The 26,686-nt window shown below is 64.0% G+C and carries 25 protein-coding genes; 16 read left to right on the top strand and 9 right to left on the bottom strand.

Translation table 11 applies throughout. The features are described 5' to 3' along the window. Positions 1-205: 205 nt before the first annotated feature. Positions 206-979 (bottom strand): lysine 5,6-aminomutase subunit beta, encoded by a 774-nt coding sequence (kamE, locus tag FIV42_RS21460; protein ID WP_141199681.1) that lies wholly within the window; start codon positions 977-979, stop codon positions 206-208. Positions 980-1,121: 142 nt separating this feature from the next. Here kamE and FIV42_RS21465 point away from each other — a divergent pair, with 142 nt between their 5' ends. Further along, the gene (locus FIV42_RS21465; RefSeq protein ID WP_141199682.1) at positions 1,122-1,610 is read left to right on the top strand and encodes a CYTH domain-containing protein; all 489 of its coding nucleotides are present in this window, start codon (positions 1,122-1,124) and stop codon (positions 1,608-1,610) included. A gap of 15 nt (positions 1,611-1,625) precedes the next feature. Here the strand turns inward: FIV42_RS21465 and FIV42_RS21470 are convergent, their stop codons facing one another. Further along, the gene (locus FIV42_RS21470) at positions 1,626-2,255 is read right to left on the bottom strand and encodes a pentapeptide repeat-containing protein (protein ID WP_168210845.1); all 630 of its coding nucleotides are present in this window, start codon (positions 2,253-2,255) and stop codon (positions 1,626-1,628) included. Positions 2,256-2,494: 239 nt separating this feature from the next. On the opposite strand from FIV42_RS21470, the gene FIV42_RS21475 reads away from it, so the two are divergent. The 6 genes from FIV42_RS21475 to FIV42_RS21500 all read left to right on the top strand — a co-directional run bounded on the left by FIV42_RS21475 (position 2,495) and on the right by FIV42_RS21500 (position 8,257). Further along, entirely contained in the window at positions 2,495-3,310 is an 816-nt protein-coding gene (locus FIV42_RS21475) for a hypothetical protein (protein ID WP_141199684.1), read from the top strand. Between the two features lie 202 nt (positions 3,311-3,512). Then, complete coding sequence (secG, locus tag FIV42_RS21480; protein WP_141199685.1) at positions 3,513-4,007, top strand: preprotein translocase subunit SecG; 495 nt, start codon at positions 3,513-3,515, stop codon at positions 4,005-4,007. A gap of 267 nt (positions 4,008-4,274) precedes the next feature. Beyond that, positions 4,275-5,117 carry a 2,3,4,5-tetrahydropyridine-2,6-dicarboxylate N-succinyltransferase gene (locus FIV42_RS21485; RefSeq protein ID WP_141199686.1) on the top strand — a complete coding sequence of 281 codons (843 nt, stop codon included), beginning with the start codon at positions 4,275-4,277 and terminating at the stop codon, positions 5,115-5,117. After that, positions 5,114-6,280, top strand: coding sequence for a pyridoxal phosphate-dependent aminotransferase (locus tag FIV42_RS21490; RefSeq protein ID WP_141199687.1), 1,167 nt, complete (start codon positions 5,114-5,116; stop codon positions 6,278-6,280). Before FIV42_RS21485 ends, FIV42_RS21490 begins: the two co-directional genes overlap by 4 nt. Continuing rightward, positions 6,273-7,259 carry a hypothetical protein gene (locus FIV42_RS21495; RefSeq protein WP_141199688.1) on the top strand — a complete coding sequence of 329 codons (987 nt, stop codon included), beginning with the start codon at positions 6,273-6,275 and terminating at the stop codon, positions 7,257-7,259. Before FIV42_RS21490 ends, FIV42_RS21495 begins: the two co-directional genes overlap by 8 nt. A 5-nt stretch (positions 7,260-7,264) precedes the next feature. Further along, positions 7,265-8,257, top strand: a complete 993-nt coding sequence (locus FIV42_RS21500) for a PrsW family intramembrane metalloprotease (protein ID WP_141199689.1) — start codon at positions 7,265-7,267, stop codon at positions 8,255-8,257. A gap of 38 nt (positions 8,258-8,295) precedes the next feature. Here FIV42_RS21500 and FIV42_RS21505 read toward each other — a convergent pair whose 3' ends face one another. Together FIV42_RS21505 and FIV42_RS21510 are read right to left on the bottom strand one after the other, a co-directional pair. Further along, positions 8,296-9,408, bottom strand: a complete 1,113-nt coding sequence (locus FIV42_RS21505) for an SO2930 family diheme c-type cytochrome (protein ID WP_141199690.1) — start codon at positions 9,406-9,408, stop codon at positions 8,296-8,298. Between the two features lie 7 nt (positions 9,409-9,415). Continuing rightward, positions 9,416-10,789, bottom strand: a complete 1,374-nt coding sequence (locus FIV42_RS21510; RefSeq protein ID WP_141199691.1) for a parallel beta-helix domain-containing protein — start codon at positions 10,787-10,789, stop codon at positions 9,416-9,418. Between the two features lie 1,999 nt (positions 10,790-12,788). On the opposite strand from FIV42_RS21510, the gene FIV42_RS21515 reads away from it, so the two are divergent. The 3 genes from FIV42_RS21515 (at position 12,789) to FIV42_RS21525 (ending at position 15,205) form a co-directional block, all read left to right on the top strand. Next, positions 12,789-13,760, top strand: coding sequence for a pseudouridine synthase (locus FIV42_RS21515; RefSeq protein ID WP_168210846.1), 972 nt, complete (start codon positions 12,789-12,791; stop codon positions 13,758-13,760). Between the two features lie 165 nt (positions 13,761-13,925). After that, positions 13,926-14,705 carry a peroxide stress protein YaaA gene (gene yaaA, locus FIV42_RS21520; RefSeq protein ID WP_141199693.1) on the top strand — a complete coding sequence of 260 codons (780 nt, stop codon included), beginning with the start codon at positions 13,926-13,928 and terminating at the stop codon, positions 14,703-14,705. 41 nt (positions 14,706-14,746) lie between these two features. After that, positions 14,747-15,205 (top strand): hypothetical protein, encoded by a 459-nt coding sequence (locus tag FIV42_RS21525; protein WP_141199694.1) that lies wholly within the window; start codon positions 14,747-14,749, stop codon positions 15,203-15,205. Between the two features lie 15 nt (positions 15,206-15,220). Here FIV42_RS21525 and FIV42_RS21530 read toward each other — a convergent pair whose 3' ends face one another. Continuing rightward, entirely contained in the window at positions 15,221-15,712 is a 492-nt protein-coding gene (locus FIV42_RS21530) for a SixA phosphatase family protein (RefSeq protein ID WP_168210847.1), read from the bottom strand. A gap of 62 nt (positions 15,713-15,774) precedes the next feature. On the opposite strand from FIV42_RS21530, the gene FIV42_RS21535 reads away from it, so the two are divergent. Continuing rightward, a complete protein-coding gene (locus FIV42_RS21535) occupies positions 15,775-16,326 on the top strand; it encodes a GNAT family N-acetyltransferase (RefSeq protein WP_141199696.1) in 552 nt (183 codons plus the stop codon). Here FIV42_RS21535 and FIV42_RS21540 read toward each other — a convergent pair. Together FIV42_RS21540 and FIV42_RS21545 are read right to left on the bottom strand one after the other, a co-directional pair. Continuing rightward, positions 16,313-17,446 (bottom strand): metallophosphoesterase family protein, encoded by a 1,134-nt coding sequence (locus FIV42_RS21540; protein WP_141199697.1) that lies wholly within the window; start codon positions 17,444-17,446, stop codon positions 16,313-16,315. The genes FIV42_RS21535 and FIV42_RS21540 overlap by 14 nt on opposite strands. After that, entirely contained in the window at positions 17,446-18,621 is a 1,176-nt protein-coding gene (locus FIV42_RS21545) for a hypothetical protein (RefSeq protein WP_141199698.1), read from the bottom strand. Before FIV42_RS21545 ends, FIV42_RS21540 begins: the two co-directional genes overlap by 1 nt. 265 nt (positions 18,622-18,886) lie before the next feature. Between FIV42_RS21545 and FIV42_RS21550 the strand changes: the two genes are divergently transcribed. From FIV42_RS21550 to FIV42_RS30765, 4 genes are all read left to right on the top strand, one after another. Beyond that, on the top strand, positions 18,887-20,122 hold the full coding sequence (locus FIV42_RS21550; protein WP_141199699.1) for a purple acid phosphatase family protein: 1,236 nt from the start codon (positions 18,887-18,889) through the stop codon (positions 20,120-20,122). A 455-nt stretch (positions 20,123-20,577) separates the two neighbouring features. Then, positions 20,578-21,984 (top strand): wax ester/triacylglycerol synthase family O-acyltransferase, encoded by a 1,407-nt coding sequence (locus FIV42_RS21555; RefSeq protein ID WP_141199700.1) that lies wholly within the window; start codon positions 20,578-20,580, stop codon positions 21,982-21,984. A gap of 665 nt (positions 21,985-22,649) precedes the next feature. Then, positions 22,650-23,597 (top strand): group II intron reverse transcriptase/maturase, encoded by a 948-nt coding sequence (gene ltrA / locus FIV42_RS21560; protein ID WP_222615285.1) that lies wholly within the window; start codon positions 22,650-22,652, stop codon positions 23,595-23,597. 13 nt (positions 23,598-23,610) lie between these two features. Continuing rightward, on the top strand, positions 23,611-23,907 hold the full coding sequence (locus FIV42_RS30765; protein WP_168210955.1) for a group II intron maturase-specific domain-containing protein: 297 nt from the start codon (positions 23,611-23,613) through the stop codon (positions 23,905-23,907). 130 nt (positions 23,908-24,037) lie between these two features. Here FIV42_RS30765 and FIV42_RS21565 read toward each other — a convergent pair whose 3' ends face one another. Further along, on the bottom strand, positions 24,038-24,406 hold the full coding sequence (locus FIV42_RS21565; protein ID WP_141199701.1) for a phage holin family protein: 369 nt from the start codon (positions 24,404-24,406) through the stop codon (positions 24,038-24,040). Positions 24,407-24,567: 161 nt separating this feature from the next. Here FIV42_RS21565 and FIV42_RS21570 point away from each other — a divergent pair, with 161 nt between their 5' ends. Next, a complete protein-coding gene (locus FIV42_RS21570; RefSeq protein ID WP_141199702.1) occupies positions 24,568-25,206 on the top strand; it encodes a hypothetical protein in 639 nt (212 codons plus the stop codon). A 390-nt stretch (positions 25,207-25,596) separates the two neighbouring features. On the opposite strand, the gene FIV42_RS31455 is transcribed toward FIV42_RS21570, so the two are convergent. Further along, positions 25,597-26,577 (bottom strand): pirin family protein, encoded by a 981-nt coding sequence (locus FIV42_RS31455; protein ID WP_141201377.1) that lies wholly within the window; start codon positions 26,575-26,577, stop codon positions 25,597-25,599. Positions 26,578-26,686 lie beyond the last annotated feature (109 nt).

A 26,686-nucleotide genomic window follows, 5' to 3' on the forward strand; every position in this document is an offset into this window, starting at 1 on the left:
TCAACCACATATGGTGCATTGACACGACCCTCAAATTGTTGTTCCGCGAGGGCGTTTTTCAGCCCTCGCCCCAAATAGCGGGAGTCGCGCGCCTGCAGGGCCTGCACCACCACGACCCCCAAATTGCTGTTCTGAGAGGGCGTTTTTCAGCCCTCGCCCCAAATAGCGGGAGTCGCGCGCCTGCAGGGCCTGCACCACCTCGATCCTACGCCAACTTCCGCGCCACCAACTCCTGTGCCACAAAACTCGCCACGTCCGGAGCGGTCGTGCCGGGGCCGAAGCCGGCGTCGAAGCCGAGCTCCAGGGCCAACTCGTGGGAGATGCGCGGTCCGCCGGCGACCACGATCAGGTGTTGGCGCAATCCCTCGGCCTCGAGCATGTCGATGAGCTCGGAGAGATTTTTGATGTGGATGTCCTTTTGGGTGACCACCTGGCTGACCAACAGCGCGTCGGCGCCCTTGTCGATGGCGTGGGCGATGAGCTCTTCGTTGAGCACCTGCATGCCCAGGTTGTGCGCATCGATCATCGGGTAGCGTTCCAGGCCATACTCGCCCGAGTAGCCCTTCATGTTCATGATCGCGTCGATGCCCACCGAGTGGGCGTCGGTGCCGGTGCACGCGCCCAAGATGGTGATTTTTCGGCCGATCTTGGCTTTGATGTAGTCGTTGATCTCGTAGAAATCCATCCGCTCGGTCTCGACCTTCGCGACGTGGATTTTGGTGTAGTCGACCGACTGCAGAAAGCGCCCGTAGACGATGAAGTAGGTGTAACCCTCGCCGAGATCTCGACTGTGGTAGACCTGCGGTTCCTCGAGCCCCATCTTCTTGGCCATCTGCCGCGCGGCTTCGTCGGCCTCCGGGCCGTGAGGCACCGGCAGGGTGAACGAGAGCTGGACCTGTCCGTCGTCGAGCGTGTCGCCGTAGGGGCGGACCTGGGTGAGATCGGGTGGCGTGGCGCCTTTTCGGCCGGTGGTGGTCATCGTTTCGAGTGTGCTACGTTCTGGGTTGTTGTCGCCCCCCATCCGCCTCGTGCTAAACCGCGCGAAGCGAAGCGTAGGGCGGATGGGGGCGCCGAGTTGCTACGCGTTACTGTACATAATTCCCACGCTTAAAAACCACAACATGCCCACAGAAATCGAACGAAAATTCCTCGTCACCGGCGACTCTTGGAAAGAACGCGTCGTCGCCCAAACGCCAATGCGCCAGGGCTATTTCGAGACGGGGCCGATGTCGACGGTGCGTGTGCGTATCGAGGGGGAGCGGGCGGTGTTGACGATCAAGGGGCCGACGGTGGGGATTTCGCGGGCGGAGTACGAGTATGAGATCCCGATGGAGGACGCCCGGCAGATGCTCGACATCTTTTGCACGGACCGACAGGTCGAGAAGGTGCGCTACGACGTCGAGTTTGGCGGCAAGCTGTGGGAGGTCGACGTGTTCGAGGGCGCGAACGCAGGGCTCGTCACGGCAGAAGTGGAGTTGGAGCGCCCCGACGAAGAGGTCGAGCTCCCCGCATGGATTGGCGACGACGTCTCAAAAGAGAGTCGCTATCGCAACGCATGCCTGGCACGGCAGCCCTGGACCACCTGGGCCCCCGAATCCCGAAATCCCTAGACCCCTAGACCCTACTCAAATAACCCGGCGACGGCCCGTCTTCTCGACAAAGCCCTCGGGGAGTTCGGTGTCGGTCATTTCGACGCCCTTGAGGTAGCAGCTGGCTGCGTCGCACCCGGTCAGGTCGACGCCTTCGATGCTCATCTCGCGCAGGGTGACATAGCGCAACTCGCCCGATTCGGCGTTGACGTTGCTCCAGTGGCCTCCCTTGAAGGTCATGCGCTCGAAGAAGAAGTCGCTGCCCGACAGATTCTTGAGCGTGCAGTCGTTGAGCTGCGAGTCGGTCCACTCTGGCATCTCGAAGCTGCAGTCTTCGAACTCGCACCGGCTCAAGGTGCACGCGTCGATGGCAAAGCCGTTGCCCTTGGCGCCCTCGAAGTGGCAGTTCAGCAGCGTGCAGCTGTGCATGTAGACGCCGTCGAGGGGGCACTCGTCGAAGCGGCACTCCGTGAGTGTGCACTCTTCGAAGGCTACGTTCGACAGGTCGATGCCCGTGAAGTCGAAGCCGGAGAGTTCGACGCCAGAAAAAGAGGCCATCTCCAAAGACGGCAACTCTCCGTGCTCCTCCTCGTGCTGCTGGACGGCGCGGTGGAATTTCTTGACGTTTCCCTTACGGACCAAATTGGTCAGTGCTTTCGAAGACATGGGCTCGCTGTTCCTCAGGTGTGAGACTCGGAAGTGATACGCCGGTGGCATTTTGCGGGTCGGGTACAATTATCATACAATCGCCGACGTACAACAGCGACACGGATTAGCGTATATGACGACCTCTCGTCCAGCCGTGAATCGTTGGCGTTGCTGATTCGTGTCCGTGTCCCGCTCAAGGTAAGCACGATCGGCGCGAAGGTGAATTGGCAGATGTGGAACTTTTCGAGTTGCTCCGAATGACGAATCGAACCCTCCAGAACAGCTTGGCGGCTCTTGTGGCGCTCGTAGGGTGTGTGATCGGCACGAGCGCCTTCGCGCAGGAGTCCGAGGCGGCTTACGCTCGCTACTACGGCGACGGGCTTCGTCATTACGCCGAGGGCAACTTTTCCGCGGCCGTCGAGAATCTGTTTCGAGCCTACGCGGTCGAGCCCGAGGCGAGCACGATGGGGCTGATCGTGGCGTCGTACGACAAGATGGGCTTTTGCGACGCTGCCCTGCGCCAGATCGACGTGCACCGGCTCGTTCACCCCGACACCAAGATTCCGACGCTGCAACGCTGCAAGTCGACGGGCACCGTGACGCTTGCCTGCGAGGGCCCGGAGGCCGCAGTCATCGTCGATCGTCAGTTCGAGGTCGCTTGCGGCCAAGAGGTGACCCTGCCGGTGGGCGAGCACCGCTTGTCGGCCGAGCGCAGCGACGGGCCCAAGAGAGTCGACGTCGAGAAGGGCCGGGCCAAAGAGATCGCCCTGAAGTTTTCGCCGGCGCCCACACGTTGGAAGGCGGCGGTCAACAGCCCGAGCGTCTCGAAACTGTCCGATGGCAGCGCCAAGGTCGCTCGCCTGGAGCGGGCTGGACTCGGCTATACCGTGTTCCTGTCCAACGATGGCTTGTACCGCGTCTACATTCATCCCAGCGCCGGTGACGCCGGTCATGTGTTCTCGCTGCCGATGCGTCCCGACGTGCTTCGGCTGTGCGATTCGGGCGAGCAATTCGACCGCAACGCAAGCGAGTGCGTGCCCATAAGCGGCATGCAGATCCAAAAGATGGAATGACTTCGACGGTTGATGTGCTCTGTAGCTGATGGATGGCACGCACGAGGGTTGCTCCGTCGACGGGGTTGCATCGAGGGTGCCAGTACGCTATAGACATGCGTCTTGCGCCGTCGCCCTGCGCGGGCGCCGGTACCTAACACGTTTAAATTGATCACTGCGGGCCGTCTGTCGGTTCGCGTTACGAGAAGATACAAGCGGACTCATGGAAACCGTTCTTATCGTCATTCACGTCGTCTGTTCGTTCCTCTTGGTCGTCGCCATCCTCTTGCAATCGGGCAAGGGCGGCGGTCTGGCCGCAGGCTTTGGCGGCGCGGGCGCCGGCACGCAGGTATTCGGTGGCGCAGGCGCCGGTGGCTTTTTGAGCAAGGCCACCATCGGTCTGGCCGCGATCTTCATGTCGACCAGCTTGGCGCTGGCCTACATTTCCAGCCAGCCGCGCTCGGCGATGTCGCTCGAGGGCGGCGCCGCGACCGGCAACCAGGAAGAAAAGATCATCGACCAGGGCGGCGCCGGCGGTAACGGCGCTGCTGCTCCGGCTGCAGATGAGGCCGGACAAGACGAAGCTGGACAGGACGAAGCCGCGCCGATCATGGCCCCCACCGGCGATGCTCCGGCTGAGGGCGGCGACGAAGCAGCTGCTCCGGCCGAAGAGCCGGCTGCCGGCGATGAAGCCGCAGGCGAAGAGAACACCGAGTAAGCCACCCTTCAAAGTGTGCTTATCGTAAAGGCTCCGCTCCCGGCGGAGCCTTTTTTTTGGCTGATACTTGGGCGGACGCGCCATTCGAGCAGACGAGCTATTTGAGCAGACAAACTACGATTTGCGGGTCGTGGTATTGCCAAGAGAGGGTTGTTGTCCCGACCCCCAAATTGTAGTTTGTCTGCGCCAATAGACCGACCCCCAAATTGTAGTTTGTCTGCGCCAATAGACCGCCGCTAACCAAAAACGACTGAATCTAGCAAGAATATGACCGATAAACTGCTTCAAGAAATCGATCGCCTGTTCGAACTGCCTGCTGACGAGCTCGGGGACGACGCCCGAGAGGTGTTCGACCAGTTTTTGGACCTGCTCGAAGCCGGCGAGCTGCGCGCGGCCAAGCCGCTGGGCGACGGCGAGTGGGAAGTCCAGCCGTCGGTCAAGCGCGGCATCCTGCTCGGCTTTCGCATGGGCGAGAACCAGCCGCTGGAGAGCGCAGGCCCGCTGCAGTTCAGCGACAAGCACACCTATCCGACCCAGACGCTTCCGACGAGCGAGCGCAATATCCGACTGGTGCCCGGCGGCTCGTCGGTGCGCCGTGGGGCGTACTTGGGCAACAACGTCACGATGATGCCGCCCGCCTACGTCAACGTGGGTGCCTACGTCGACGACGGCACCATGGTCGACTCGCACGCGCTCGTGGGCAGCTGCGCGCAAATTGGTAAAAACGTGCACCTGTCGGCCAGCGCCCAGATTGGCGGAGTGCTCGAGCCGATCGGCCAGACCCCGGTCATCGTCGAGGACGACGTGCTCGTGGGCGGCAACACCGGGCTGTACGAGGGCGTGCATGTGCGCGAGGGCGCCGTCATCGGCGCCGGAAGCGTGCTCACGGCCAGCACCCCCGTATTCGACATGGTCAAAGAAGAGGTCTATCGCGCCACCAAAGACCAGCCGCTGGTGATTCCGCCCGGCGCGGTGGTCATCCCCGGCACGCGCCCGGCGCGCGGCGTTTTCGCCGAACGCCACGGCCTGCACATGGCCGCGCTGCTCATCATCAAGTATCGCGACGAGAAGACCGACGCGAGCACCGCGCTCGAGGAGATGCTTCGGTGAATGGTGTCTCGAAGATAGCGCTGGCCGTCGAGCCCACGCTCATCCGTGAGCTTCGCGACCAGGCGCGCGATACCAGCCTCGACCTCGGCATCGGTCAGCCCGACTTGGCGGTCGCCGAGCCGGTGCGCGAGGCGATTATCGAGCATATCGGCGCGGGCGTGGCTCCTTACAGCCACAACCTGGGTCTGTGGGAGACGCGCGAGGCGATCGCGGCGCATTATGGCGTCGACGCCGACAACGTCATGGTCACCTGCGGCGTCCAGGAGGCGCTGGCGGTGGCCATTCTCGGGATGGTCGAGCAGGGCGACGAGGTGCTCGTGCCCGATCCGGGGTTTCCGGCGTATCCCAACCTGGTGCGCATGGCCGGCGCCACGCCCGTGCCGTATCGGCTCGATCCCGACGCCGACTTTCGGCTCGTCCCCGAGAACGTCGAGGCGGCGCTGACCGACGAGACGACCGCCATCGTCTTGAACTCCCCGTCGAATCCCACCGGCGCCACTCACGCCCGGGAGGACCTCGAAGCGGTGATGGCGCTGCTCGCCGAGCGCGGGGTGCGCTGGATCTCCGACGAGATCTACGAGGATTACGTCTACGACGGCCGCCACACCTCGGTGCTCGACTTCACCGACGGCCTGAGCGGCGGCGTCAAACTCGGCGGGCTCTCCAAGAGCCATCATATGATGGGCTGGCGCCTGGGGTGGATGATCGGGCCGGCCGAACTCGTCGCCGATCTGAAGCCCCTGCATCAGCATCTGGTGACCTGTGCGCCCACGCCGGCACAACACGCCGCCGTCGTCGCGCTCAACCGCCACGACGAGCTGTTCGCCCCGACGCTCGAGACCTTCCGCAACCGTCGCGCGCTGGCGTGTCGTCTCGCCGGCGATTTGCCCGACGTCGGCTTCGTTGCGCCACAGGGGGCGTTCTATTTATTTTTGGATGTACGTGCTTACACTGAGCCCGCCGGTGCGGGACTGCAGACCTCGTTGGCGCTGGCCGAGGCGCTCTTGGACAGCCACGACGTCGTCACGATTCCGGGCTCGGGCTTTGGCGCCGCCGGCGAGGGCTTTTTGCGCATCGCTTATACGGTCAAGGACGCCTTCATTGAAGAAGGCTTCCGGCGCATTGGTGAATTTCTGGAGCAGGCGAAGGTGATTCATGACTGAACAATCGATTGAAGAACTCAAGAATGCTGCCCTCGATACCTCCGAGCGCGCTCAGCCGAGTGTGTGGGAAGAGCGTTTCGAGACGCAGGTCAACACCTTCTTCGACGAGGCCATTGGGCGGGTGCCCGGCTTTGTCGACCGTCACCTGACCAGCTTGCGCCGCGTGATCGCCCGAAGTGTGGGGCCGCGTACTGGTATCGCCGACGTGTTCATCAGCGCGCGCAACATGGCCGCCGGTGTCTCGAAGGCCGTCGGCGGGCCCGACTTCTCGACCTCGACCTACACCGCCGACAAGCTCACCGAGGCGTTCGAGCGCGAGGTTGTCAGCTCCGACGAGCTCGAGAGCCTGCTTCGCCGACTCTTCAAAGAATTCGAAGAGGACCAGTGGCAGCAGGCCTCCGAGCGTATGCCCACTCGCGCCGACGCCAGCGTCGAGGAGGTGCGCGAGCGCCTGCTCGAGAGCATGGAAGAGGAGATCGCCCACGATCCGCTCCTGGCCCAGGCGATTCGCTCCGGGGTCAAGATCGGCCTGCCGGCCACCTTGGGTTACGTCCTCTTCGGTAAATTCTCCTTCTTCGGCGTCGGTTCCGAAGCCGCCGGCGAGATCTATCGCTCGCGGCTCAACTTCTATAACCGCGCGCTCATGAAGCTCGGCCGCTTCCAGGTGCCCGGGTGGGTCGGCGCGGTCGGCCTGGCCGGCGGCGTGCTCGGCTCGTTGGTCATCGGCGGCGTCATGGAGTACGCGCTCAACTCCATTCGCGACGTCAAAGGCGCCTATATTCGCCAACTCAACGCCGCGCGTCACGCGCTCTTGTACGGCGAAAACCCCGAGGTGCCCGAAGGGCAGGGGATTCTGCACGTCGTGCGTGGCCTCGAGCGCCAGTTCGAGCGACTGCCCGAGGCGACCGAAGACCTCATCGAGATGCCCCAACAGGGGATTGGCGACACGCAGAGTGAACAAGAAGACAGAAAAGGGTAGCTGATATGGGCTCTGCCCTGATCGTCGTAGCCGTTTCGATCGCCACGTTCGTCATCTTCGGCTACCTGCTCTTTATCTGGTGGCTCGACCGCTACGAGCGCGAGCCGCTGTGGATCGTCCTCCTCGCCTTTTTGTGGGGGGCGGTGGGCGGCACCTGCCTCGGCTGCCTTCTGAGCGCGCCGTTTGCGTTCATCGCCGGGCTCATCCCCATCGCCGGGGCCCAGGAGGTGATCTCGGCGGTGATCGTGGCGCCGTTCGCCGAGGAGTTTACCAAGGCCCTCGTCTTCATCCCGCTGGTCGCCACCTTCCACTTCGACAATGAGACCGACGGGCTCATCTACGGCGCCGCCGCCGGCCTCGGCTTCGCGGCCGTCGAGAACCTGCTGTACTACTTTTCGGCCCTCGAAGGGGGCACCGGAGCCGTGCTCACGCTGGTGGTGATGCGCACGCTGTTCAGCGCGCTGGTCCACTGCACCTCCAGCGCCATTTTGGGCATGGCGATCGGCTACGCGCGCCACCGATCCGGCCCCGGCCGTTGGCTCAAGTGGCCGCTGGCCGGCTACCTGATCGCCGTGGCGAACCACGCCCTCTGGAACCTCAGCGCCACATTCGCCGGCTTCACCGGCACGCCGGACGTCTTGCGCGGCGGATTGCTGTTGCTGGGCATCCTGCTGGTGATCGGCGCCTCCATCGTGCTCTTCCTCCTCACCCAGATGTCCCTCAAGCGCGAGCACGAGGTCATCCGACGCTATCTGCACCAAGAGGCGGACAAAGGTACGCTCCCGCACGAGCACGCGGACATCATTCCGTTTTGGCGAAAGCGTCGAAAGTCGGGGTGGGCGCCGCAGGGCGTCGATAAAGAGGAGTACATCAAGGCGGCGACGCTACTGGCGTTTCGCCAGCATCAGATGGAGATCGCCGAGGGCGACCGCCTGGAGCGGTATCGCAACGAAATCCAGGGGTTCCGAAAGCAGATTCGGATGATGTTGGGGCGGTGAACTCGGTGCGAGCGCAGGGATGCGCTCGCACCGAAATATTACTGCTGCGCGCAGCTGCCTTCCATATTCGCGACCCACTCGGTCACCAAGTTGACGCCAAACTCGTCGATGGTCCGCAGCGGCAGCTCGGGCATCTTGATCTCCGGGTCGTTCGAGTTCATCCGGTACAGCATGATCGAACGCTCCGGCTCGCCCGGGTAGATGTCGTAGGGGCGCCCGCCCGTGCCGCCGCCGGCGGCGATCGGCGTCTTGCACACGCCCCAGTGGTACGGATCTTCCTCGTCGATATTGAGAAAGAGCGCCGAGTTGCGCGCCGGGCCGCCCGGGCTGTGGCAGTGCGCGCAGTTGCCCTCGAGGTAGGTGCGGGCGCGTAGCTCTAACGGCTGGCTCTCATCCTGGGGATCGATGAGCTTGGGCAGGCTGTCGACCGAGGGCACCTCGCCGTCGAAGAGCCCCTGCTCGTTGAAATAGGCGATCTGGTTGACCGGCCCGTCGCCGTAGTCGTTCTCTCCGTTCAACTGGCGGGTGCGCGGGCCGAGCAGGGTGATCTTGTCGTTGTGGTTGTGACAGCTCTTGCAGTCACTCTTGGCCGGAATCTTGTAGTCGACCGTCTGTGTCTCGCCGTTCTCGTCGATCCACTCGACGTCGACCGTCTGGCCGATCAGATAGTGCTCGGCGTCGGTCTGCTCTTCGTTCCACCGGTAAATCTCGGTGTCCCACTCGTCTTGCTTTTTGACGAGCAGGCGCGTCTCCAAGATCTGGCGGCCGGCCTCGGGCGAGCGGGCGTCGTTGGGGTAGTAGAACGTCTTGACCAGGATGGTGCCGACGGGGAAATCCCACTTGTCGGTCTCGTGGAAGCCGATCTTTTCGCCCTCGGGCAAGACGAAGAAGCGAAGCTTGTCGCTCTTGTCGCTGTAGAGCTTGGTGTTGACCCCGTAGGCGTAGACGCCCTCGGTGGGGTTGTGCTCGGCGAGGTCGCCCTGGAAAAAGCAGTAGTCGGAGAGCTTCTCGAAGGGCTCTCCGTCCTGCGGCATCTTCAACTCGCACGGCGCCGCCTCGCCTCCATCTTCACCTGCATCCTCTCCGCAGGCGGTGAGCGATAAGGCAAGGGCGGCAGCCAACGAGCAATACTTGAGGTGTCGGTACGTCATCGGATGCTTACTCCAGAGTCACGCTGGGGAGCGGATCGTAGGTGCACTGGTAGTGACAGAAGTCGGTCCACTCGGTCGAGCAGTCGGTGATGTCGGCTGGCGCGTCGCTGCTATCGTAGTTGAAGTTCAAGAAGTCGGCGTCGCTGCCGTCTTCGGTGACGTTGGCGTCGAAGCAGTCGCGCACGTCGAGCCAGGTCGTGCCGTCGGGCAACTCGGGGTTGAAGACTCCGTCGACGAGCATCGACGGCACCGGATTGCCGCCGTTGAGCGCCGCGGCGAGCTCGACGGGCTGGTAACCGTTATTCTCGAAGGTGTTGTCGTGGATGAAGTTCGACTCGGAGAACGGATCGTACTCCGGATCTTCGATGTCTTCGCCGGTGATAAAGTAGCTGGCGATGCCCAATCCGATGGACTGGTTGTCTTTAACTTCGTTGTTGTAGATCTCGTTGTTATCGGTGGCCAACAGCAACAAGCCCACGCCCTGCGGCACGAGACTGACGATGGTGCCCGCCTCGGCAAAGTTCACCTGGTTGTTATTCTCGATGAGGTTGTCGCGCACGATATTGTTGCCCCCCTCTTTGACCTGCAGACCGGGCAGGTTGAAGATGAGCAGGCCGCCGGTGTTCTCGTACAGGTGATTGTCGTGGACCTCGGCGTTGGTCGTGTTCTCGATCTCGAGGCCGGCCACGTTGCCGTAGGCGACGTTGTTGCGCGCGATGACCGTGTTCGACTGGCCCACGTAGATGCCCGCGTCGGAGGCGTAGCTGACGTCGCAACCCTCGACGAGCACGTTCTGGTTGAGCACCGGGTAGACGCCGTAGGCGCCGTTGGAGGTGTTCGGCCCGCCGTCCCAGGTCACCGTCAGGTTGACCATCTCGACGCCGTCGCCGTTCTGGATCTTGATGCCGTCGCCGGCGGTATTCTTGATGGTCAGGTCGGCCACTCGGATATCGTCGATCCCGTCGACGAGGATGCCGTTGGCGCCACCGTCCTGGCCGTCGAAGTCGAGGATGGTGCCGTCTTGGCTCTGACCGCGAATCTCGATGTTGGAGACGTTCGAGGCGTTCAGCGTCAGCTGCTCGGTCAGATTGTAGGTGCCGTCGCCCAGGCAGATGACGTCGCCTTCGGACGGCTCGACGAGCGCCGTGGTGATATTCTGGCGGTTCTCCTCGGCCGCCGCGGCCGCGTCCTCGTTCGTCGACGGCACGATCATCGTCGTGCAGTCTTCGCTGAACGGCTCGACGCCGGAATCTGCGTCATCGGTGCCGGCGTCGGTGCCAGCATTGTTGGTCGGGGTATTATTCGACTCGTTGTTATCATCTCCACAGGCAGCGCCGGCGAGAGCGAGGGCGAGTACCGACACGAGTAGTCTCTTCGACATCACGACTCCAGAGTCCGAGGTTGGTAAAGTTGCTCGGGCAAAATTGTTATTTTGTAGTTGATCGACACGATTGTAGCTGAATCGGCAGGTTAGTCAAAGTCTTCGACCGGTCGGTTAAGTAACTGCACGGAGATTGTGCGGGAAAGCTCGGCGAGCAATCGGCGGCAAGCACAAGGAGACAGCCCGCAGGCGATGCCAGCGGCATCGTCGAGGGATGGCGACGCAGTGATTGGCGTCGAGAGCCGCCGAGATGACCGGCAGAATCTTCGTGTAGTTACTTAAGAACGTGCCCCCGGCACGGCCGCCGCGAACGTGCACGTGCACCTGAACGTCTGATCATCCCACACATCTCATTTGCCGATGCGGAGCCGGGGCTTGCCCGCTTGTTTTGCAAAGCAGGGGTTGGTCGGCGTTCAGGAATCGCACGCCCGACCCCAAGGCGAGCCTTGGGGCTGCACCGGCGAGGGCTCCGCGGGCAGCAAGCAGCCGCTCCGCGTGCCGCAACACGGTGCCTGACACCTCGTCGACGCCATCCCGCACATCTTTGTTGATGCGCTGCGTTGACGGTCGGGGCGCGGTCGTCCCCGGCCGCCGGGGTCCGTCTCGGGCCCCGCACGTGTTTGGGCAAGGCGTGTGCCTTGCCTCAGACACGCGACAACACGGCGCCTGACACCGCGTCGACGGCTCCGTGATCGTGATCGTCGTCGTGATCGGCGGTTGTTGTTCGCGGCGAGACAAACGGCCGATCACGATCACGATCACGACGACGACGGCCGCACAACACGGTGCCTGATACCTCACCGTCAACCCACCTCGTGGGCCTCGATGGACTGGTTCGCCGACCACAACACGGTGTCTGGTACCTCGTCGTCGCGGGGTCCGTCTCGGGCCCCGCACGTGTTTGGGCAAGGCGTGTGCCTTGCAAAAGACACGCAAGCTGGGGCGGTGACGCCCCAGGGCGGGCGAGGACGCCGCGCGCCCCGGGCTGGTTGTGCGTGCAGCAAGGTCGGGGCGCGGTCGTCCCCGGCCGCCGGGGTCCGTCTCGGGCCCCGCACGTGTTTGGGCAAGGCGTGTGCCTTGCCTCAGACACGCGACAACACGGCGCCTGACACCGCGTCGACGGCTCCGTGATCGTGATCGTGATCGTCGTCGTGATCGGCGGTTGTTGTTCGCGGCGAGACAAACGGCCGATCACGATCACGATCACGACGACGACGGCCGCATAACACGGTGCCTGATACCTCACCGTCAACCCACCTCGTGGGCCTCGATGGACTGGTTCGCGGACCACAACACGGTGTCTGGTACCTCGTCGTCGCGGGGTCCGTCTCGGGCCCCGCACGTGTTTGGGCAAGGCGTGTGCCTTGCAAAAGACACGCAAGCTGGGGCGGTGACGCCCCAGGGCGGGCGAGGACGCCGCGCGCCCCGGGCTGGTTGTGCGTGCAGCAAGGTCGGGGCGCGGTCGTCCCCGGCCGCCGGGGTCCGTCTCGGGCCCCGCACGTGTTTGGGCAAGGCGTGTGCCTTGCAAAAGACACGCAAGCTGGGGCGGTGACGCCCCAGGGCGGGCGAGGACGCCGCGCGGCCCGGCTGGGGCGGTGACGCCCCAGGGCGGGCGAGGACGCCGCGCGGCCCGGCTGGGGCGGTGACGCCCCAGGGCGGGCGAGGACGCCGCGCGGCCCGGCTGGGGCGGTGACGCCCCAGGGCGGGCGAGGACGCCGCGCGCCCCGACCCGGTTGTTCGCCTCCGCCATTTGTGTTGGATGGTGAGACCTGAACGTGAACGGCAGTTAAAGCTGCAATGAGCTCACCGGAGGCAAAGGGTGTGGGGGAGCGCGTGAGGACAATTCGAGCGGGTGTGGCTTTGTGAGCTCATTGCTGTGGAAAAGACCGTTCAGGTGCACGTGCACGTGCAGGTTCACGGCGCGCCTGCGGCGCGGACGAATGATATGCGTGTGTCGGGCGTTGAGGGGAGTGGACGACGTTGTTATGAAGAAAGGGCCATGAGTGACGAAGTCGACGAGCAGGGGCGGTTGATCACCGAGAACGTGCGCGAGCGCGAATTCGAGGTGGACCATAACTTTCACGGGTGGCGGCTCGACCAGTTTTTGGCGAACCGCATTCCGCGGATCTCGCGCAGCTTTGCCGGCCGCATCGCCAAAGAGGGCGACGTGGAGGTGATTCCGCGGCGGAAGGTCAAGGCGGGCACGAAGCTTCGCGAGGATGACCTGGTCATCTTGCGCGAGGAGCTCGAGCCGGAGCGGGTGCAGGACCACGAGGTCGAGATTCTGTACCGCGACGAGGCGCTCATCGTGGTCGGCAAGCCTGCCGGCATGCTCGTGCACGAGAGCAGCAGCGTTCGGCTCAACACGATCACGAAGTATTTGGAGCGCGCCGGTTTCGATGAGGGTGAGCCGGTGCACCGGCTCGATCGCGAGACGAGCGGAGTGCTCGTGTGCGCGGCCAAGCACAAGTACGTGGCCGAGCTCCGCGGTATGTTCGCGACGACGCACCCCGAGAAGGTCTACCGGGCGCTCGTGCACGACCCCGACGGCCGCTGGCAGGTGGGCGACAAGCGCACGATCACCGACCCCCTCGGCATCGACCCGGACAGCGTGCTCGACATCAAGATGGGCCACGGCGACCTCGACGCGACCACCCACGTCGAGGTGCTCGGCCGCGTCGACCATGCCTTCGGCGCGATGGCCGACCTCAAGGTGACCATCGAGACCGGCCGCCAGCACCAGATCCGCATCCACCTGGCCATGCAGGGCACGCCGATTGCCGGCGACAAGCTCTACAGCTTGGATGATGAGTTCTTCATGGCGATCTGCGCCGCCCCCGACAACGAGGAGCTTTTGGCGAAGCTCCCGTTCGACCGCCACGCCCTGCACGCCTGGCAGATGCGTATGGCCCACCCGACCAGCGGCGAGATGGTCGAGTTCGAGGCGCCCGTGCCGTCGATCTGGCGGTAGGAGGCAGCACTTCCAGCGCTGGTCGAGCGCCCCGGCGCCCGTTTGGCGGCAGCGCCTCCGATGTGAGTCGCCGGGTGTTCCACCCAACTCCCCTTGCGCATCTCATCTGCGTCGTTAATGTCTGTCACAAATAGAAGCGTTCCAAATTTCTGTACGGAGCTAAAGATGCTTGTAGTGCTTTCGCCGTCCAAATCGCTCGATTACGACTCGGCGCCCCAGACCGACAAATTCACCCAGCCCGACTTCCTCGACGAATCGCAGGAGCTCATCGACATCCTGCGCGAGTACGACGTCGACGAGCTGCGCGACCTGATGGATATCAGCGAGAAGCTCGCCGTGCTCAACGTCGAGCGCTACGACAACTTCAAGACGCCGTTCACGCCCGACAACGCCAAGCCGGCGATCACCGCGTTTACCGGCGACGTCTACCGCGACTTTCGCCTCGACGAGTACGACGCCGAGGACTTCGACTTTTTGCAGGAGCACGCGCGCATCCTGAGCGGGCTGTACGGCCTGCTCAAGCCGCTCGACCTGATGCAGCCGTATCGCCTCGAGATGGGCACGCGCCTGGAGAATCCGCGTGGCAAGAAGTTGTACGACTTCTGGGGCAACAAGATCACCGACGCGGTCAACGCCGCGCTCGACGCGCAGGGCGACGACGTGCTGCTCAACCTCGCCTCGAACGAGTATTTCAAGAGCATCGACACCGACAAACTCGCCGGGCGCATCCTGAACGTGAACTTCATGGATCTGCGCGACAACGGCGAGTACAAGACGATCACGTTCTACCTGAAGCGCCTGCGCGGCACGATGACCGACTGGATGGTGCGCAATCGCGTCAGCGCCGCCGAAGACCTCAAGGGCTTCAACGAGCGCAACTACTACTTCAGCGACGAGCACTCGACCGAAGACGAGTACGTCTTTTTGCGTGATGAAAAGCCGTAAGCTACTGTGCTGATTCAACCACTGCAGCCGAGGAGGCGACGATGCGCCCGATGGGAAAGATGTTTCTCGACATTTGTCTCGTGACTTTCGCAGCCGTTGCGCTGCTCGGCTGCCAGACCGGCGGCGAGCCCAAAGAAGATCCGCAGGCTGCTCAGGCGACCAAACAGCAGGAGCCTACAGGTCCGGCGGTGACCGGCAACCTCGCCTCGCCGCCGGTCTCCGGCCTCGGCTTCCAGCGCGCCGTCCTGTCGCTCGAGGTCGCCTCCAGTGGCCAGGTGAGCGGGTCGTTCGAAGGCGGCTACGAGGAGAAGCCCTTCGAGGTGCCCGTGACCGGCGAGGTCGCCGACGGCACGCTCGTCGCCACCGGCAAGTCGCCCGACGGGGCGGTCAGCGTGAGCGGGCCGCTCGAGCCGAGCGGTTTTTCGGGCGAGGTCACCGGCGAGATCTTCACCGAGCAGTTCAGCCTGCCGCTGGCCGCCGAGCCGGCGGCAACCGAATAGCCTATCGTTATCGTACTATAGGTGCTCGGGGCGGATGACTTCGTGGAGTTTCCACTTGTTCTGACGAAGCGCGTCCGCCCACGTTTCTCCCTCTCCCTCCAGCAACACCGCGGTGCCCGGGCTCATGCGCACCGCCGTCCCCGACAGCCAGTGCACCAGGTTCTGCCAGCCCGGGTTATGCCCGAGCACGGCCACCTCGTGGACGTCTTCGGGCAGGGCGAAGAGCGCGTCGCACACCGCGTCGACGCCGGCCAGATAGAGCGAGTCGGTAAACGTGACGTCGACCGACGCCTCGAAGACCTCGTCCAGGTGCTGCCAGGTCTGCCTGGTGCGCGTGGCGTCGCTCGACACCACCGTCTGGGGCGTCCAGCCGAGCTGCTGGATATGCGCGGCCACGCGCAGCGCGTCGCTCTTGCCCTGCACGGTCAGCTCGCGTTGGTGGTCGGTCTGTCCCGACTGTTGATGTTTGGTCTGGGCGTGACGAATCACGAGTAGCTTTCGTTTCACGGTTGGCCTCCTTCGACGTATGATGGCTACCACGTTCTTACAACACGTAGAGGCACAGGGCCATGGAACTCGATTTGGAACGTTGCACGGTGCGCAGTTGGCGGCTCGACGATATGGAGTCGCTCGTCCGCCACGCCAATAACCGCAAGGTCTGGCGAAACCTGCGCGATTCGTTCCCCCACCCCTACACCCTCGAAGACGCCGAAGAGTGGGTGACCATCGCCGGGGCGCAGGACCCGGAGGTCAACTTCGCCATCGCCGTCGACGACGTGGCCGTCGGCGGCATCGGCTTCGAGCTGCAGACCGACGTCTTTCGAAAGAGCGCCGAGATTGGCTACTGGCTCGGCGAGCGCTTCTGGGGGCAGGGCATCATGACCGAGGCGGTGCGCGCGGTGACGAGCTTCGGCTTCGCCACCTTGGGCTTCGAGCGCATCTACGCGGGTGTCTTTAGCTGGAACCCCGGCTCGGCCCGCGTGCTCGAGAAGGTCGGCTACGAGTTCGAGGCGAAGCTTCGAAACGCCATCTACAAGGAGGGCCACCTCCTCGACGAGTACATCTACGCGACGTGGCCGGACCGCTGGCAGCCCGATGAGGTACTGGTCACTCCGCCTTGACCCGCACCACGCCCACGCTCTCGATGCCCTGGTCGGGGTTGTAGTCGACTGTCAGGTAGTGACGGTCGACGCCGTCGAATTTCTCGGGCAGCGCGCCGCCGCCGCCGGAGATATAGACCGGGATGGTGGCGTTCGACTCGGCGTAATACGAGTGGATATGGCCGTAGAAGCCGACGTCGACGTCGTGCTGGGCGAGCATGTTGAGCAGCTTGGCGGCCTCGGCGCGGCTACCGAACGAGCCGTTTCGAATCCCCTTGGGGTCGATGGGCGGGATGTGGGTCAAGAAGACGTGGGTGCTGTCTTGGCCGTTGTCGAGCCACTCCTCGAGCCAATCGTAGGCCATCGGATCGACCGTGGCGTTGGCCGAGTCGATGAACGTGAAGTAGACGTCCCGGAACCGAAACTGGAAGTTCACGCGCCCGTACAACTCGTGGAAGCCCTCGGGGGAGGCCGGCCCGATCTCGTGGTTGCCCACGGTGGTGTAGAACGGGATATCGAGCTCCTCGAGTTGCTCCATGAAGAACTCGAGCTCGTACATCTCGCCGTTTTGGGTGATGTCGCCGGCCGAGACGACGTAGCGCAGCGACTCGTCGCGGTTCATGCGCCGAAAGATGAGGCCGACGTCGTCCATCTCGTCCTGGATATCGCTGAGCACGCCGAAGCGAAACGGCTCGTTGCTGTCGGCGTCGGGCGGGGCGATGCGCAGCCGCGAGGTCTGGCCCGACTGCAGGTCGAGCCTCCAGGTGACCTCGGTCGGGTCGACCTGCTCACGCGAGGAGACCTTGAAGTTGGCCTCGCCGTCGGCCAGCGAGGAGATCTCGGCGCGCGGCATGACGTTTTCGACGGTGAGCTCGAAGGTCTGCGGGGCGTCGGGCCCCGCCTCGAGGATGACGTCGAGCACGGGCGCCTGCGCCCACAACCGGAGACCCTGGTCGTCGAAGGTGCGAATCGCAGCCAGCCCGTCGACCACCTCGACGCGAAGGTCGTTCGCGAAGGCCTTGCCCACCAGCGGGTCGAGGTCGGCCCGGTCTTCAGCCGGCCGCACACACCCCGGAGAGACGAGCACAGGTACGATCATCGTCATCAGTACAAACGCCACACGCCACAGCGACCGAGTCATCAATTACCTCCGTAGCGAAACGTAAGGCCGCCCATCGCCGTATAGGTCGAGCCAGCCTTGAAGTCGGCAAATGCGCCCCAGTTGTCACCCAAATAGAAGAAGCCTTCCGCGCCCACGTGGCCCATGACCCCGTCGACCTGCGAGGCGAGCCCGAGGCCGCGCACGAAGCCGTCGTGGCGGTGGTCGTAGTAGACCTTCGCCTCGCCGTAGCGGTCGGCCGACGGGCCGAAATAGACCCCGAAGGCCGTCTCCATCAAGAGCAGCGCCGATAGGTCCTCGCCCAGCTCGGCGTCGGGGGCGTCGTAGCCGAAGAATTGGCCGCCCAGGCCCAACGACAGCTCGTAGAACGAGCCCTGCAGCACCGGGCTCAACCGGCGCAGGTCGTAGCGGCCGGCCAGGGAACTCTCCACCACCAGTGATTTGAAGCCCTCTTCGAAGCTGTGATAGGTGACCGCGCCCTCGAGGTCCAAAAACGAGCCGTCGGGGCGGGTGGCCCGCTCGCCAGCGCGCGGGCCGAACAGTCGGCCGATGCCCTCGAAGCGCAGCTGCTGGTTGTCGTTGTCGAGCGAGATCCACGCCTTGGGCACAAGGCGCACAGGCTCGAGGCGCACCTCGGCCTCGGCGTAGGTGAAGTGGTCGTAGTCGAAGACCGGATCGTGCACGTACATATAGCCGGCGCGCGCCTCGATGGGCGCCAGCGCCTGGCGCGCGCTGGCGGTGCGTCCGCCGACTGACGAGCCGTAGATGTCGGCGAACCACGGCATCACGAACGCCGACACGCCCACCAAGCCGGGGTAGGCGAAGAGTCCGATGGTGTCCTCGGAGGCGCCGGTCGCGTAGACGCCGACCAGCGACAGGGTCGTGGTGACCAGGCCGATGGCTTGCACTCGCGCCACCTCGTAGGCCGCGTCGTCGGCCCCGGCGAGCCACAGACCGCTGCCGTGGAACAGCACGCCGGGAAAGACGGCGGCCGCCGTGGGCCAGAATCCGGGGTCGAATTCTTCGGGCAGCTCGACCTGCTCGGCGACGGCTTCCTCGTCGCTACGCACCACCGGTGACTCGACCGCGTCGGTCTGTTGGGCAAAAGAGTGGGCCGGTACGATGGCCAAAATCAGCGCGGTGAGCAGGGCGACGGGCACGGTGAGCGCCCGCATTTGCCCGCGCGGGCGAGACATATTGCGACACGTATCCATTGAGCGATGCCCCCAAATAGCCAGATGCAGCAAGCCAGATGCAGCGGGTGTGACTTCAAACCTTGCCACAAACGAAAACGTATCTAGTCCAATGACTTCTGCGACGGTGAAATAATCGCAGTGAGAGTGGAATTGTTTGGTGATAGCGGAATTCAGCTCGGCTGGATCTCGTTTCGAACCCTGTAACCGATTGTGCCTGCAGCAGTATCGCAGCTTCTCAGTAAGCAGTTCCAGACACGGATCGACGATGTATCAACGCAGTATCCTCCTCGCAGCTTTGCTTGCCGTTGCAGTTGCTACCCTCGCCGCGTGCGGCGCGGCCGTAAATACCGACACTTACACCTGGTCGCAGGAGCAAGACGCACCGCCGCATATGCGGGTGGTCTTTTTGGAGAATCCTGCCGAGGAGATGGCCGTTTCGTGGTCGACGCGCGGCGCCGAGACCAACGTGGTCTACTACGACACCGAGCCCCACGACGGGGATCTCGAAAAGTACGCCCACAAGGCCGAGGCGAATCTGTCGGGCACCTACGAAGACCAGAGCGCGTACTACCACCACGCCTATCTGACCAACCTCGAGCCGTCGACGACCTACTATTTCGTGGTCGCCAGCGACGACCGGGTCTCGCGCGAATATCACGTGGTGACCGCGCCGGCCGACGACGAGGAGTTCAAGCTGCTGTACGGCGGCGACTCGCGCTCGGACCGCAAGATGCGCCGCAAGATCAACCGCTCGCTGGCCGATCGTCTCGAAGAAGATCCGTCGATCATCGCGCTCGTCCACGGCGGCGACTACATCTACGACGGCGACGACTTCGAGCTGTGGAACCGTTGGCTGGAGGACTACCAGCTCACGACCACCGAGTCGGGCCGCGTGCTCCCGATCATCCCCACGCGCGGCAACCACGAGGGCGACGGGATGTACTACAACGAGATCTTCGCCTTTCCGGGGGGCACCGAGGGAGACTATTTCCGCACTCAGATCGGCGACCGCGTCTCGTTCATCACGCTCGACACCAACAGCACGATGTCCGGTCGCCAGCGCGACTGGTTGACCGCGCAGTTGGCCGACTCACAAGACTCGCGCTGGCTGATCACCAGCTACCACCGCCCGGCGTTCCCGGCGGTCAAGTCGGCCGGTGAGGCCCGCGACCTGTGGGTCCCCCTGTTCGAGCGCTTCAACGTCGACCTGGCCTGCGAGTCCGACGGACACGCCTACAAGCGCACCGTGCCCATCCGCAACGAGCAACACGACGAGACCGGCGTGGTCTACGTGGGCGAGGGCGGCCTGGGCGTCGGCCAGCGCAGCCCCAAAGACCGCTGGTACCTGCGCTCGCCGGGCGTGGCCGCTAGCCTTCACCACGTCCAGTTGATCACGTTCAACCCCGACGAGCTCAAGTACGAGGCCCTCGACGTCAACGGGCGAGTGTTCGACTCGTGGACGCGCACCCCGCGCAACCGCGGCGCCATGGCGGCGAACTGAGGGAGGGCGTGTCTCGTCAGCGAGGCCCACTCGACGCCGAGTGGGCCGTCGCCGTCGTCCGGGAGGCTCACTCGACGTCGAGCGGGCCGTCGCCGTAGCCCGGGAGGCTCACTCGACGTCGAGCGCGCCGCCCCCAAAGGTCCGGCGGCTCGCCCACTGACTGGCGAGCCGTTGCAGGTGGTTGCAACGGCTCGCCGGCTGCAAAGCGGGCCGACCGCGGCGTCCGGAGAGCCCACTCGACGCCAAGTGGGCCCATTCAGACGTGCGATCGGTTCACTCGACGTCGAGCGGGCCAATGCAACGGCATGCAACGGCTCGCCAGATGTCGGGCGGCCCAATGCAACGGCATGTAACGGCTCGCACGAAGTGAAGTGAGCATTTCGCTCCTTTACCTGGAAAGCATCTCCTGCGATCAATGGGCTACTTCGAACTCATGGGTGCGCAGGAGTGTTGCGATGAAGAAGCTCGATCCATCGATCGTGCAGGCCCAGCCGCTATCGGGAGCCGATCACGCCTGGTTGCGGATGGACGAGCCGACCAACCGGATGATCATCACCGGCATGCTCTCCTTTGACGAGCGCCTCGACGACGAGCGCCTCGCCGCGAAGCTCGCCGAGGATTTGCGCCCGTTCCCGCGGCTTCGCCAACGGCTGGTCACCGACGGGCGCGGCCACCTCGAGCCCGACCCCAACTTCAGCTTCAGCAATCACCTCGAGCGCGTGCGCCTCGACGAGCGCGGCGACGCCGCCCTGCAGGCCTACGTCGGCGAGCTGATGTCGACGCGGCTCGACCCCGCCCACCCGCTGTGGAAGCTATACGTCGTCGAGCAGCCCGACAGCGGCGACACGCTGGTCGCGCGCATCCACCACAGCCTGGCCGACGGGTTCTCGCTCATCTACCTGATGCTGGGGCTCGTCGACCTCGACACCCCCGTCGAGCTCCCCTTCGGCAGCGTCAGCCGCCCGCCGCGCGGCGACGCCCCGCCGCCCATTCGTCGCGACGCGCTCGAGCAGACCCTCGACCTGGCCGGGCACTTGGCCATGAACTCGGTGCGCGCGCTGAGCAACCCGCGAAGGCTCGCGTGCCTGGCCGGCAACTTGATCGGCCTGGGCGGCCGCTCGGTCTCGGCGGTGGCGAATCTCTTGACGATGTCCGACGAGCCCGACACCAGCCTGGTGGGCGAGTTGGGCGTCGAAAAGCGGGTCAGTTGGACGTCTGTCATCCCGCTCGACACGGTCAAGCAGGCGTGCCGCGCGCTCGACTGCACCGTCAACGACGTCTTGCTCACCGCGCTGTCGGGCGCGTTTCGGCGCTACCTCGAGGCGCGCGGCGAGCGCGTCGACGGGCGCGACTTGCGCACGATCGTGCCCATCAACCTGCGCCCCCTCGACGAGCGCACGGTGCAGCTTGGAAACGAGTTCGGCCTGGTCTTTTTGCAGCTGCCCACCGGTCACGCCGAGCCTGCCGACAGGCTGCGCGTGCTCAAAGAGCGCATGGACGCGCTCAAGAGGAGCCCGGAGGCCGGGCTGACCTACCTCACCCTGCAGGCGCTGGGGCACCTGCCTGTGGCCGCCCAGGAGCTCGTCTTGAAGCTCTTTCGCGGCAAGGCGAGCTCGATCATCACCAATATGCCGGGGCCGAAAAACCAGCTTCGGCTGGCCGGTCACCTGGTGCGCGACATGATGTTCTGGGTGCCCCAATCACAGGGCGTGGGCGTGGGAGTGAGCATCTTCAGCTACAACGGCGGGGTGCGCCTGGGCGTGGCGGCCGACGCCGGACTCCTGGCCGAGCCGCGCGCGCTGGTCGATGCCTACGAGGCGGAGATGAGGGCGTTGGCGGGCAGGGTGGAGCTGCCCGCCTGAGCTCTCGCAGACGAGGGCAAGATGCCCACGCACCGAAGTTGACGAGGGCAAGATGCCCACGCACGTGCGCTGGAGAGTTTAGACAGCGCGATGGTGAGAGTCCATCCGGGGCAAGTTCCGCCCCGAAGTTGAAGGTAACTGCGTCGCCGCGAGGCGGGGTGGGAAGCAACCGAGGTAACGAAGAACCAGTCCGTAGCGAAAGCGAACTCGATTCAGCCAAAGGCACTCGGCGAGCCTATGTGCGGCCGGCGAAGCCCGGATGCCGACGAGCGGTAAAACAGATACGGGAGAAGGGCAAAACCCGTACCCCAAAGCCCACGGCCCCGAACAGACACGGCTCGGTTCGAGGGAACGAAACAGGAGCGTACGCTCGAAGGAAGCCACGCGCACCAAGGAACACACGGTGACGCGATGGGAGTGCATGGTGGTTGGAGACAGAATGGTTCTTAGTGGCTGTCTAGATGAATCCAGGAGATCTGCCGACGGGTCAAAAGACGCCGGCAGAAGTCAGAGCATTCGTAGTAGCGAGGAAACCTGGGAAAGCAGGTGGAGCGAAGGGATGCAGGAAAGTGGAATCAGGAAGGAAAAGAGCGATGGAAGACCAATCGACGTCAGTGTCCTGCGGGACTAAACAAGTCGAAGACATCCCGACCCAATGGACGTGGGTGGAACCAGCGATCTGGACCGACCGGATGCTCGAGGCGCTCGAAAGGGGCGTCAAAGGAGGCAAGTGGTTCAGCCTGATTGACAAAGTCTATCGGGAGGCCACGCTGATCCGCGCATGGGATGCAGTCAAAGCCAACGACGGAGCAGCAGGCGTCGACGAGATGACGATCGCCGACTACGAGCGACACATCGAGTCGAACCTGAAGCGCCTGAGCCGCGTGCTCAAAGAGGGGTCCTATGTGCCCCGAGCCGTCAGGCGAACCTGGATACCCAAGCCGGGTCGAGCCGAGAAGCGACCGCTGGGGATTCCGACCGTAGAGGATCGGATCGTCCAGACGGCGCTCAAGATGGTGCTGGAGCCGATTTACGAGCGAGATTTTGTTCGTCATTCCTACGGCTTTCGACCTCAACGGGGAGCCAAAGATGCGCTGCGACGCGTCGACGGGCTTCTCAAGCAAGGTTATCGGTGGGTGGTGGATGCCGACCTGAAGGGGTACTTCGACACGATCGACCATGATTTGCTCATGGCGCGCGTGGAGGAGAAGGTCTCAGACGGACGCATTCTCGAGCTCATCAATGCCTTTCTTACCTGCGAGGTCGTCGACCAAGGGGAAAGCCAAAAGCCCCACAGAGGCACGCCACAGGGCGGTGTGATTAGCCCGCTCCTGGCAAATATCTTTCTCGATCCGCTCGACCACCTGATGGAAGAGCAAGGGTTTGAGATGGTGCGTTACGCCGACGATTTTGTGATTCTATGCCGGGACAAAGAGCAGGCCGACAAGGCGCTCGACGTGGTCAGAAAGTGGGTGCAAGCCAACGAACTGACGCTACATCCGGAGAAGACCCAACTCGTCGACGAGTCCGAGGGAAGTTTCGACTTTCTGGGCTACGCCTTCAAGCGCGGGAACAAGTACCCGAGCAAGAAGGCCAAACGGAGGTTTCTTTGACCGGATTCGGCAATTGACCCCGCGCACCAGTGGCCACAGCTTGGCTACCATCATCGAGGCGATCAATCGCACCGTCCGCGGATGGTACGAATATTTCAAGCACAGTTATTTCAACGTGTTTGACAGCCTCGACGGCAAGATCCGTAGGCGACTGCGCGCCATTCTGCGCAAGCGCTTCAAGATCTCGGGCCACACCAATCACACCGATAATGTGCGATGGCCCAACGCCTATTTTGCCAACCACGGGCTTTTCTTTATGGCCGAAGCCCGACGGCTGGAACTCGAGTCCTTACGAAAAGGAACCCGCTGACTGGAAAGCCGTATGCGGGAAATCCGCACGTACGGTTTGGAGGGAGGGGCGCCCGGTGAACCGGGGGTCCCTACCCCTATCGAAGTTGACGAGGGCAAGATGCCCTGCCTCCAAAGCTTTCGCGGCGGTTTTAGAAGATCAGCGAGCTGACCACCCACTCACCGACCGTGCCGATGAGCGACATCAGCGCGGCGGCGATCAACGCCCAACTGAAGCCCTCGATCTTGAGGCTGTCGGTCATCGCGTCGGTCAGCTTGAGCAAGATCGCGTTGATGATCCAACGCGTGATAAACGCCAACAACCAGGCAAGTCCCAACGTGCCGATGGTGAAGACGGCGAAGAGGAGCCAGCCCAAGAAGAAGTTGAGAATCCCGAACAGCGCCGCCACCCAGATGGCGCTGCCGAAGCTCTTGATGTGCACTTTGGGCAAGATGGCCGCCGTCGCCCAGACGGCGAAGGCCAAGACCAACCACGACAAAAGAAACTCGACGAACCACATAACCTACCTCCACAACTCTAGAAGGGGTCGCGGCGACGTACCGCACCCAAGTGGTCGAATCACCCGCAAAGGTAGGCCGGTTCATCTACGGGTCAACTCGATGGGGCGCCGACCTCCAGCACGATGACGGCTGCGGCGTGTTATGCTAAAAAATTGGCCCCATGGCCAAAGAAAAGACGCAAAAATCGAACGACGCCGCCGACAAGAAGGCAACCGACCAGAAGGTCAGCGAGCTGACGATGATGGGCGTCCAAGAGATGCTGCGTCGCGGCGAGCGCGGCGAGGACAAGCGCCATCGCTGGGGCTGCTGGGCCATCATCCTCGTAGTGCTCCTGCTCGTCGGCTCGCTCGGCTACTACATCCACCAGCGCGTCGACTCGTTGTCGACGGTGCCCGAGGCGGCGATGGACCTGGCCAACGACTGGGTCTTCCATCCCGTCGAAGACGCCACCGCGCCGGACAAGGATCGCTTTTCCATCCGTGGGCTGCAGCTGCTGCTCGAAGGGGCCGGCTGGAAGCCTCAGGACGAGCCCGGGGTGATCGATACCCCGACGACGCGCAAGGTAATGCAGCGCTATCGCCACGAGGAGCATACCGTGGCCGTGACGATCTACGATCTGCAGGAGCGCTCCGAGGTGCGCGACCTCCTCGAGCAAACCGACCCGCCGGCGCGAGCGATGATGTTCGACACCAAGGCCGTCGTCCTCGAGCCGGCCACCGAGGCCGACGCCGAGTACGTCGAGGGGCTGGTCATGCTCCTCGAAGAGTATCGGGCGACGGTGCTCGAAGAGGCAGAGTAGATGCGCCCAAGCTCGTCGGGGGAGGGCACGACGTTTCACGTGGATCTTCCCGTCGAGCTCACTTCGACGAGTCGGGAAGATAGCGTTTGACCACGTTCGACCACGACGACGCGTACGCCACCTCCACCACGGCCGCGTCGATCTGCGCCTCGAAGGGCGCGTTGTGGGGCAGCGCCAGGGCGAAGGGCGGCGAGACGGCATCTTGCCCTCGTCAACTTCGGTGCGAGGGCATCTTGCCCTCGTCAACTTCGGTGCGTGGGCATCTTGCCCTCGTCAACTTCGGTGCGAGGGCATCTTGCCCTCGTTAACTTCGGTGCGAGGGCATCTTGCCGTCGTCTGCGAGAGCTGGAAGCACTCGCACCGAAAGTCGAAACATTTCCGTGTCTGCACTCAAGTCGGCTCTTCAAAACGCCCATCGATGTGGCGCGCAAACCGCCCCTTCGTGCGTTGGTGGACCGGGTCGTTCTCGCCCCACGGCCAGCCGCCGAACTGGGTGCGCTGGTAGTCGAGATACGCCTGGCGAATCTCCTGCTGCGAATTCATCACGAACGGGCCGCGCTTGGCCACCGGCTCGCCGATGGGGCGGCCCTGGAGCAGCAGGATCTCGGTTTGCTGCCCGCCGGCGGCGAGTTCGATGGGGCCGTGGCCGTCGAGCTGGACGCGGCGGGCGTTGGGCACGTCGGTGTCGCCGACTCGGACGCCGGCGCCCTCGTGGACGTACAGGGAGCGCTCGGTCCCCTCGGAGACGGCGGGCATCTGGAACGTCGCGCCCGCCTCCATCTTGATGGACCAGATGGCCACGTCGGCCTCGGCACGTGAAGCCCAGGAGTTCGGCGGCGGCGACGGCGGCGTGTGGTCCCCGTAGCCTCCGGCGGCCAAGGTCAGCTCGACGATCTTGCCGGCGTCGTCCTCCTCGACGACGCGCGGAATCTTCTCGTTCCACAGCATCGTAAAGTGCGGGTCGACGAGCTTGTCGCTGGCCGGCAGGTTGAGCCAGATCTGGAACAGCTCGAGCGGGTTGGGCGAGTCCGAGCGCAACAAGGGGAACATCTCGGCGTGCTGGATGCCCCCGCCGGCGGTCAGCCACTGCACGTCGCCCGCGCCGTAGCGCGCCGCCGCGCCCATCGAGTCGGAGTGGTCGAGCATGCCCGTGCGCACCACGGTCACCGTCTCGAAGCCGCGGTGCGGGTGGCGCGGAAAGCCGGGCACCTCGCGGCCGTGGTACATGCGCCAGTTGTCCTTGCCGGCGAAGTCGCGCCCGAGGTGGCGCCCGGCGAGCGAGGCGTTGGGGCCCATCTCGTCGTTGCCCTCGGGGTACTCGTCGAAGTGGTGGGCGCAGAACAAAAACGGGTCGCTCGTCTCGAAGTGCATGCCACCCAGCGGGGTGACCGCGCGCACGGTAGCCGTGGGCTGCGCCGTCGGTCGAGCCGACGCGGACGTCTTCGCCGACGCCTTGTCGACCCGGGGAGGGCGGTTGTCC

The sequence above is a fragment of the Persicimonas caeni genome, assembly GCF_006517175.1.
Taxonomy (GTDB): Bacteria; Myxococcota_A; Bradymonadia; order Bradymonadales; family Bradymonadaceae; genus Persicimonas; species Persicimonas caeni.

What these genes read in the sequence shown, in the direction of transcription:
- kamE (WP_141199681.1), bottom strand. Translation starts at nt 979, where the DNA reads ATGACCACCACCGGCCGAAAAGGCGCCACGCCACCCGATCTCACCCAG.
- FIV42_RS21465 (WP_141199682.1), top strand. Translation starts at nt 1,122, where the DNA reads ATGCCCACAGAAATCGAACGAAAATTCCTCGTCACCGGCGACTCTTGG.
- FIV42_RS21470 (WP_168210845.1), bottom strand. Translation starts at nt 2,255, where the DNA reads ATGTCTTCGAAAGCACTGACCAATTTGGTCCGTAAGGGAAACGTCAAG.
- FIV42_RS21475 (WP_141199684.1), top strand. Translation starts at nt 2,495, where the DNA reads ATGACGAATCGAACCCTCCAGAACAGCTTGGCGGCTCTTGTGGCGCTC.
- secG (WP_141199685.1), top strand. Translation starts at nt 3,513, where the DNA reads ATGGAAACCGTTCTTATCGTCATTCACGTCGTCTGTTCGTTCCTCTTG.
- FIV42_RS21485 (WP_141199686.1), top strand. Translation starts at nt 4,275, where the DNA reads ATGACCGATAAACTGCTTCAAGAAATCGATCGCCTGTTCGAACTGCCT.
- FIV42_RS21495 (WP_141199688.1), top strand. Translation starts at nt 6,273, where the DNA reads ATGACTGAACAATCGATTGAAGAACTCAAGAATGCTGCCCTCGATACC.
- FIV42_RS21500 (WP_141199689.1), top strand. Translation starts at nt 7,265, where the DNA reads ATGGGCTCTGCCCTGATCGTCGTAGCCGTTTCGATCGCCACGTTCGTC.
- FIV42_RS21505 (WP_141199690.1), bottom strand. Translation starts at nt 9,408, where the DNA reads ATGACGTACCGACACCTCAAGTATTGCTCGTTGGCTGCCGCCCTTGCC.
- FIV42_RS21510 (WP_141199691.1), bottom strand. Translation starts at nt 10,789, where the DNA reads ATGTCGAAGAGACTACTCGTGTCGGTACTCGCCCTCGCTCTCGCCGGC.
- FIV42_RS21515 (WP_168210846.1), top strand. Translation starts at nt 12,789, where the DNA reads ATGAGTGACGAAGTCGACGAGCAGGGGCGGTTGATCACCGAGAACGTG.
- yaaA (WP_141199693.1), top strand. Translation starts at nt 13,926, where the DNA reads ATGCTTGTAGTGCTTTCGCCGTCCAAATCGCTCGATTACGACTCGGCG.
- FIV42_RS21525 (WP_141199694.1), top strand. Translation starts at nt 14,747, where the DNA reads ATGCGCCCGATGGGAAAGATGTTTCTCGACATTTGTCTCGTGACTTTC.
- FIV42_RS21535 (WP_141199696.1), top strand. Translation starts at nt 15,775, where the DNA reads ATGGAACTCGATTTGGAACGTTGCACGGTGCGCAGTTGGCGGCTCGAC.
- FIV42_RS21540 (WP_141199697.1), bottom strand. Translation starts at nt 17,446, where the DNA reads ATGACTCGGTCGCTGTGGCGTGTGGCGTTTGTACTGATGACGATGATC.
- FIV42_RS21545 (WP_141199698.1), bottom strand. Translation starts at nt 18,621, where the DNA reads ATGTCTCGCCCGCGCGGGCAAATGCGGGCGCTCACCGTGCCCGTCGCC.
- FIV42_RS21550 (WP_141199699.1), top strand. Translation starts at nt 18,887, where the DNA reads ATGTATCAACGCAGTATCCTCCTCGCAGCTTTGCTTGCCGTTGCAGTT.
- FIV42_RS21555 (WP_141199700.1), top strand. Translation starts at nt 20,578, where the DNA reads ATGAAGAAGCTCGATCCATCGATCGTGCAGGCCCAGCCGCTATCGGGA.
- FIV42_RS21565 (WP_141199701.1), bottom strand. Translation starts at nt 24,406, where the DNA reads ATGTGGTTCGTCGAGTTTCTTTTGTCGTGGTTGGTCTTGGCCTTCGCC.
- FIV42_RS21570 (WP_141199702.1), top strand. Translation starts at nt 24,568, where the DNA reads ATGGCCAAAGAAAAGACGCAAAAATCGAACGACGCCGCCGACAAGAAG.
- FIV42_RS31455 (WP_141201377.1), bottom strand. Translation starts at nt 26,577, where the DNA reads ATGCACTTCGAGACGAGCGACCCGTTTTTGTTCTGCGCCCACCACTTC.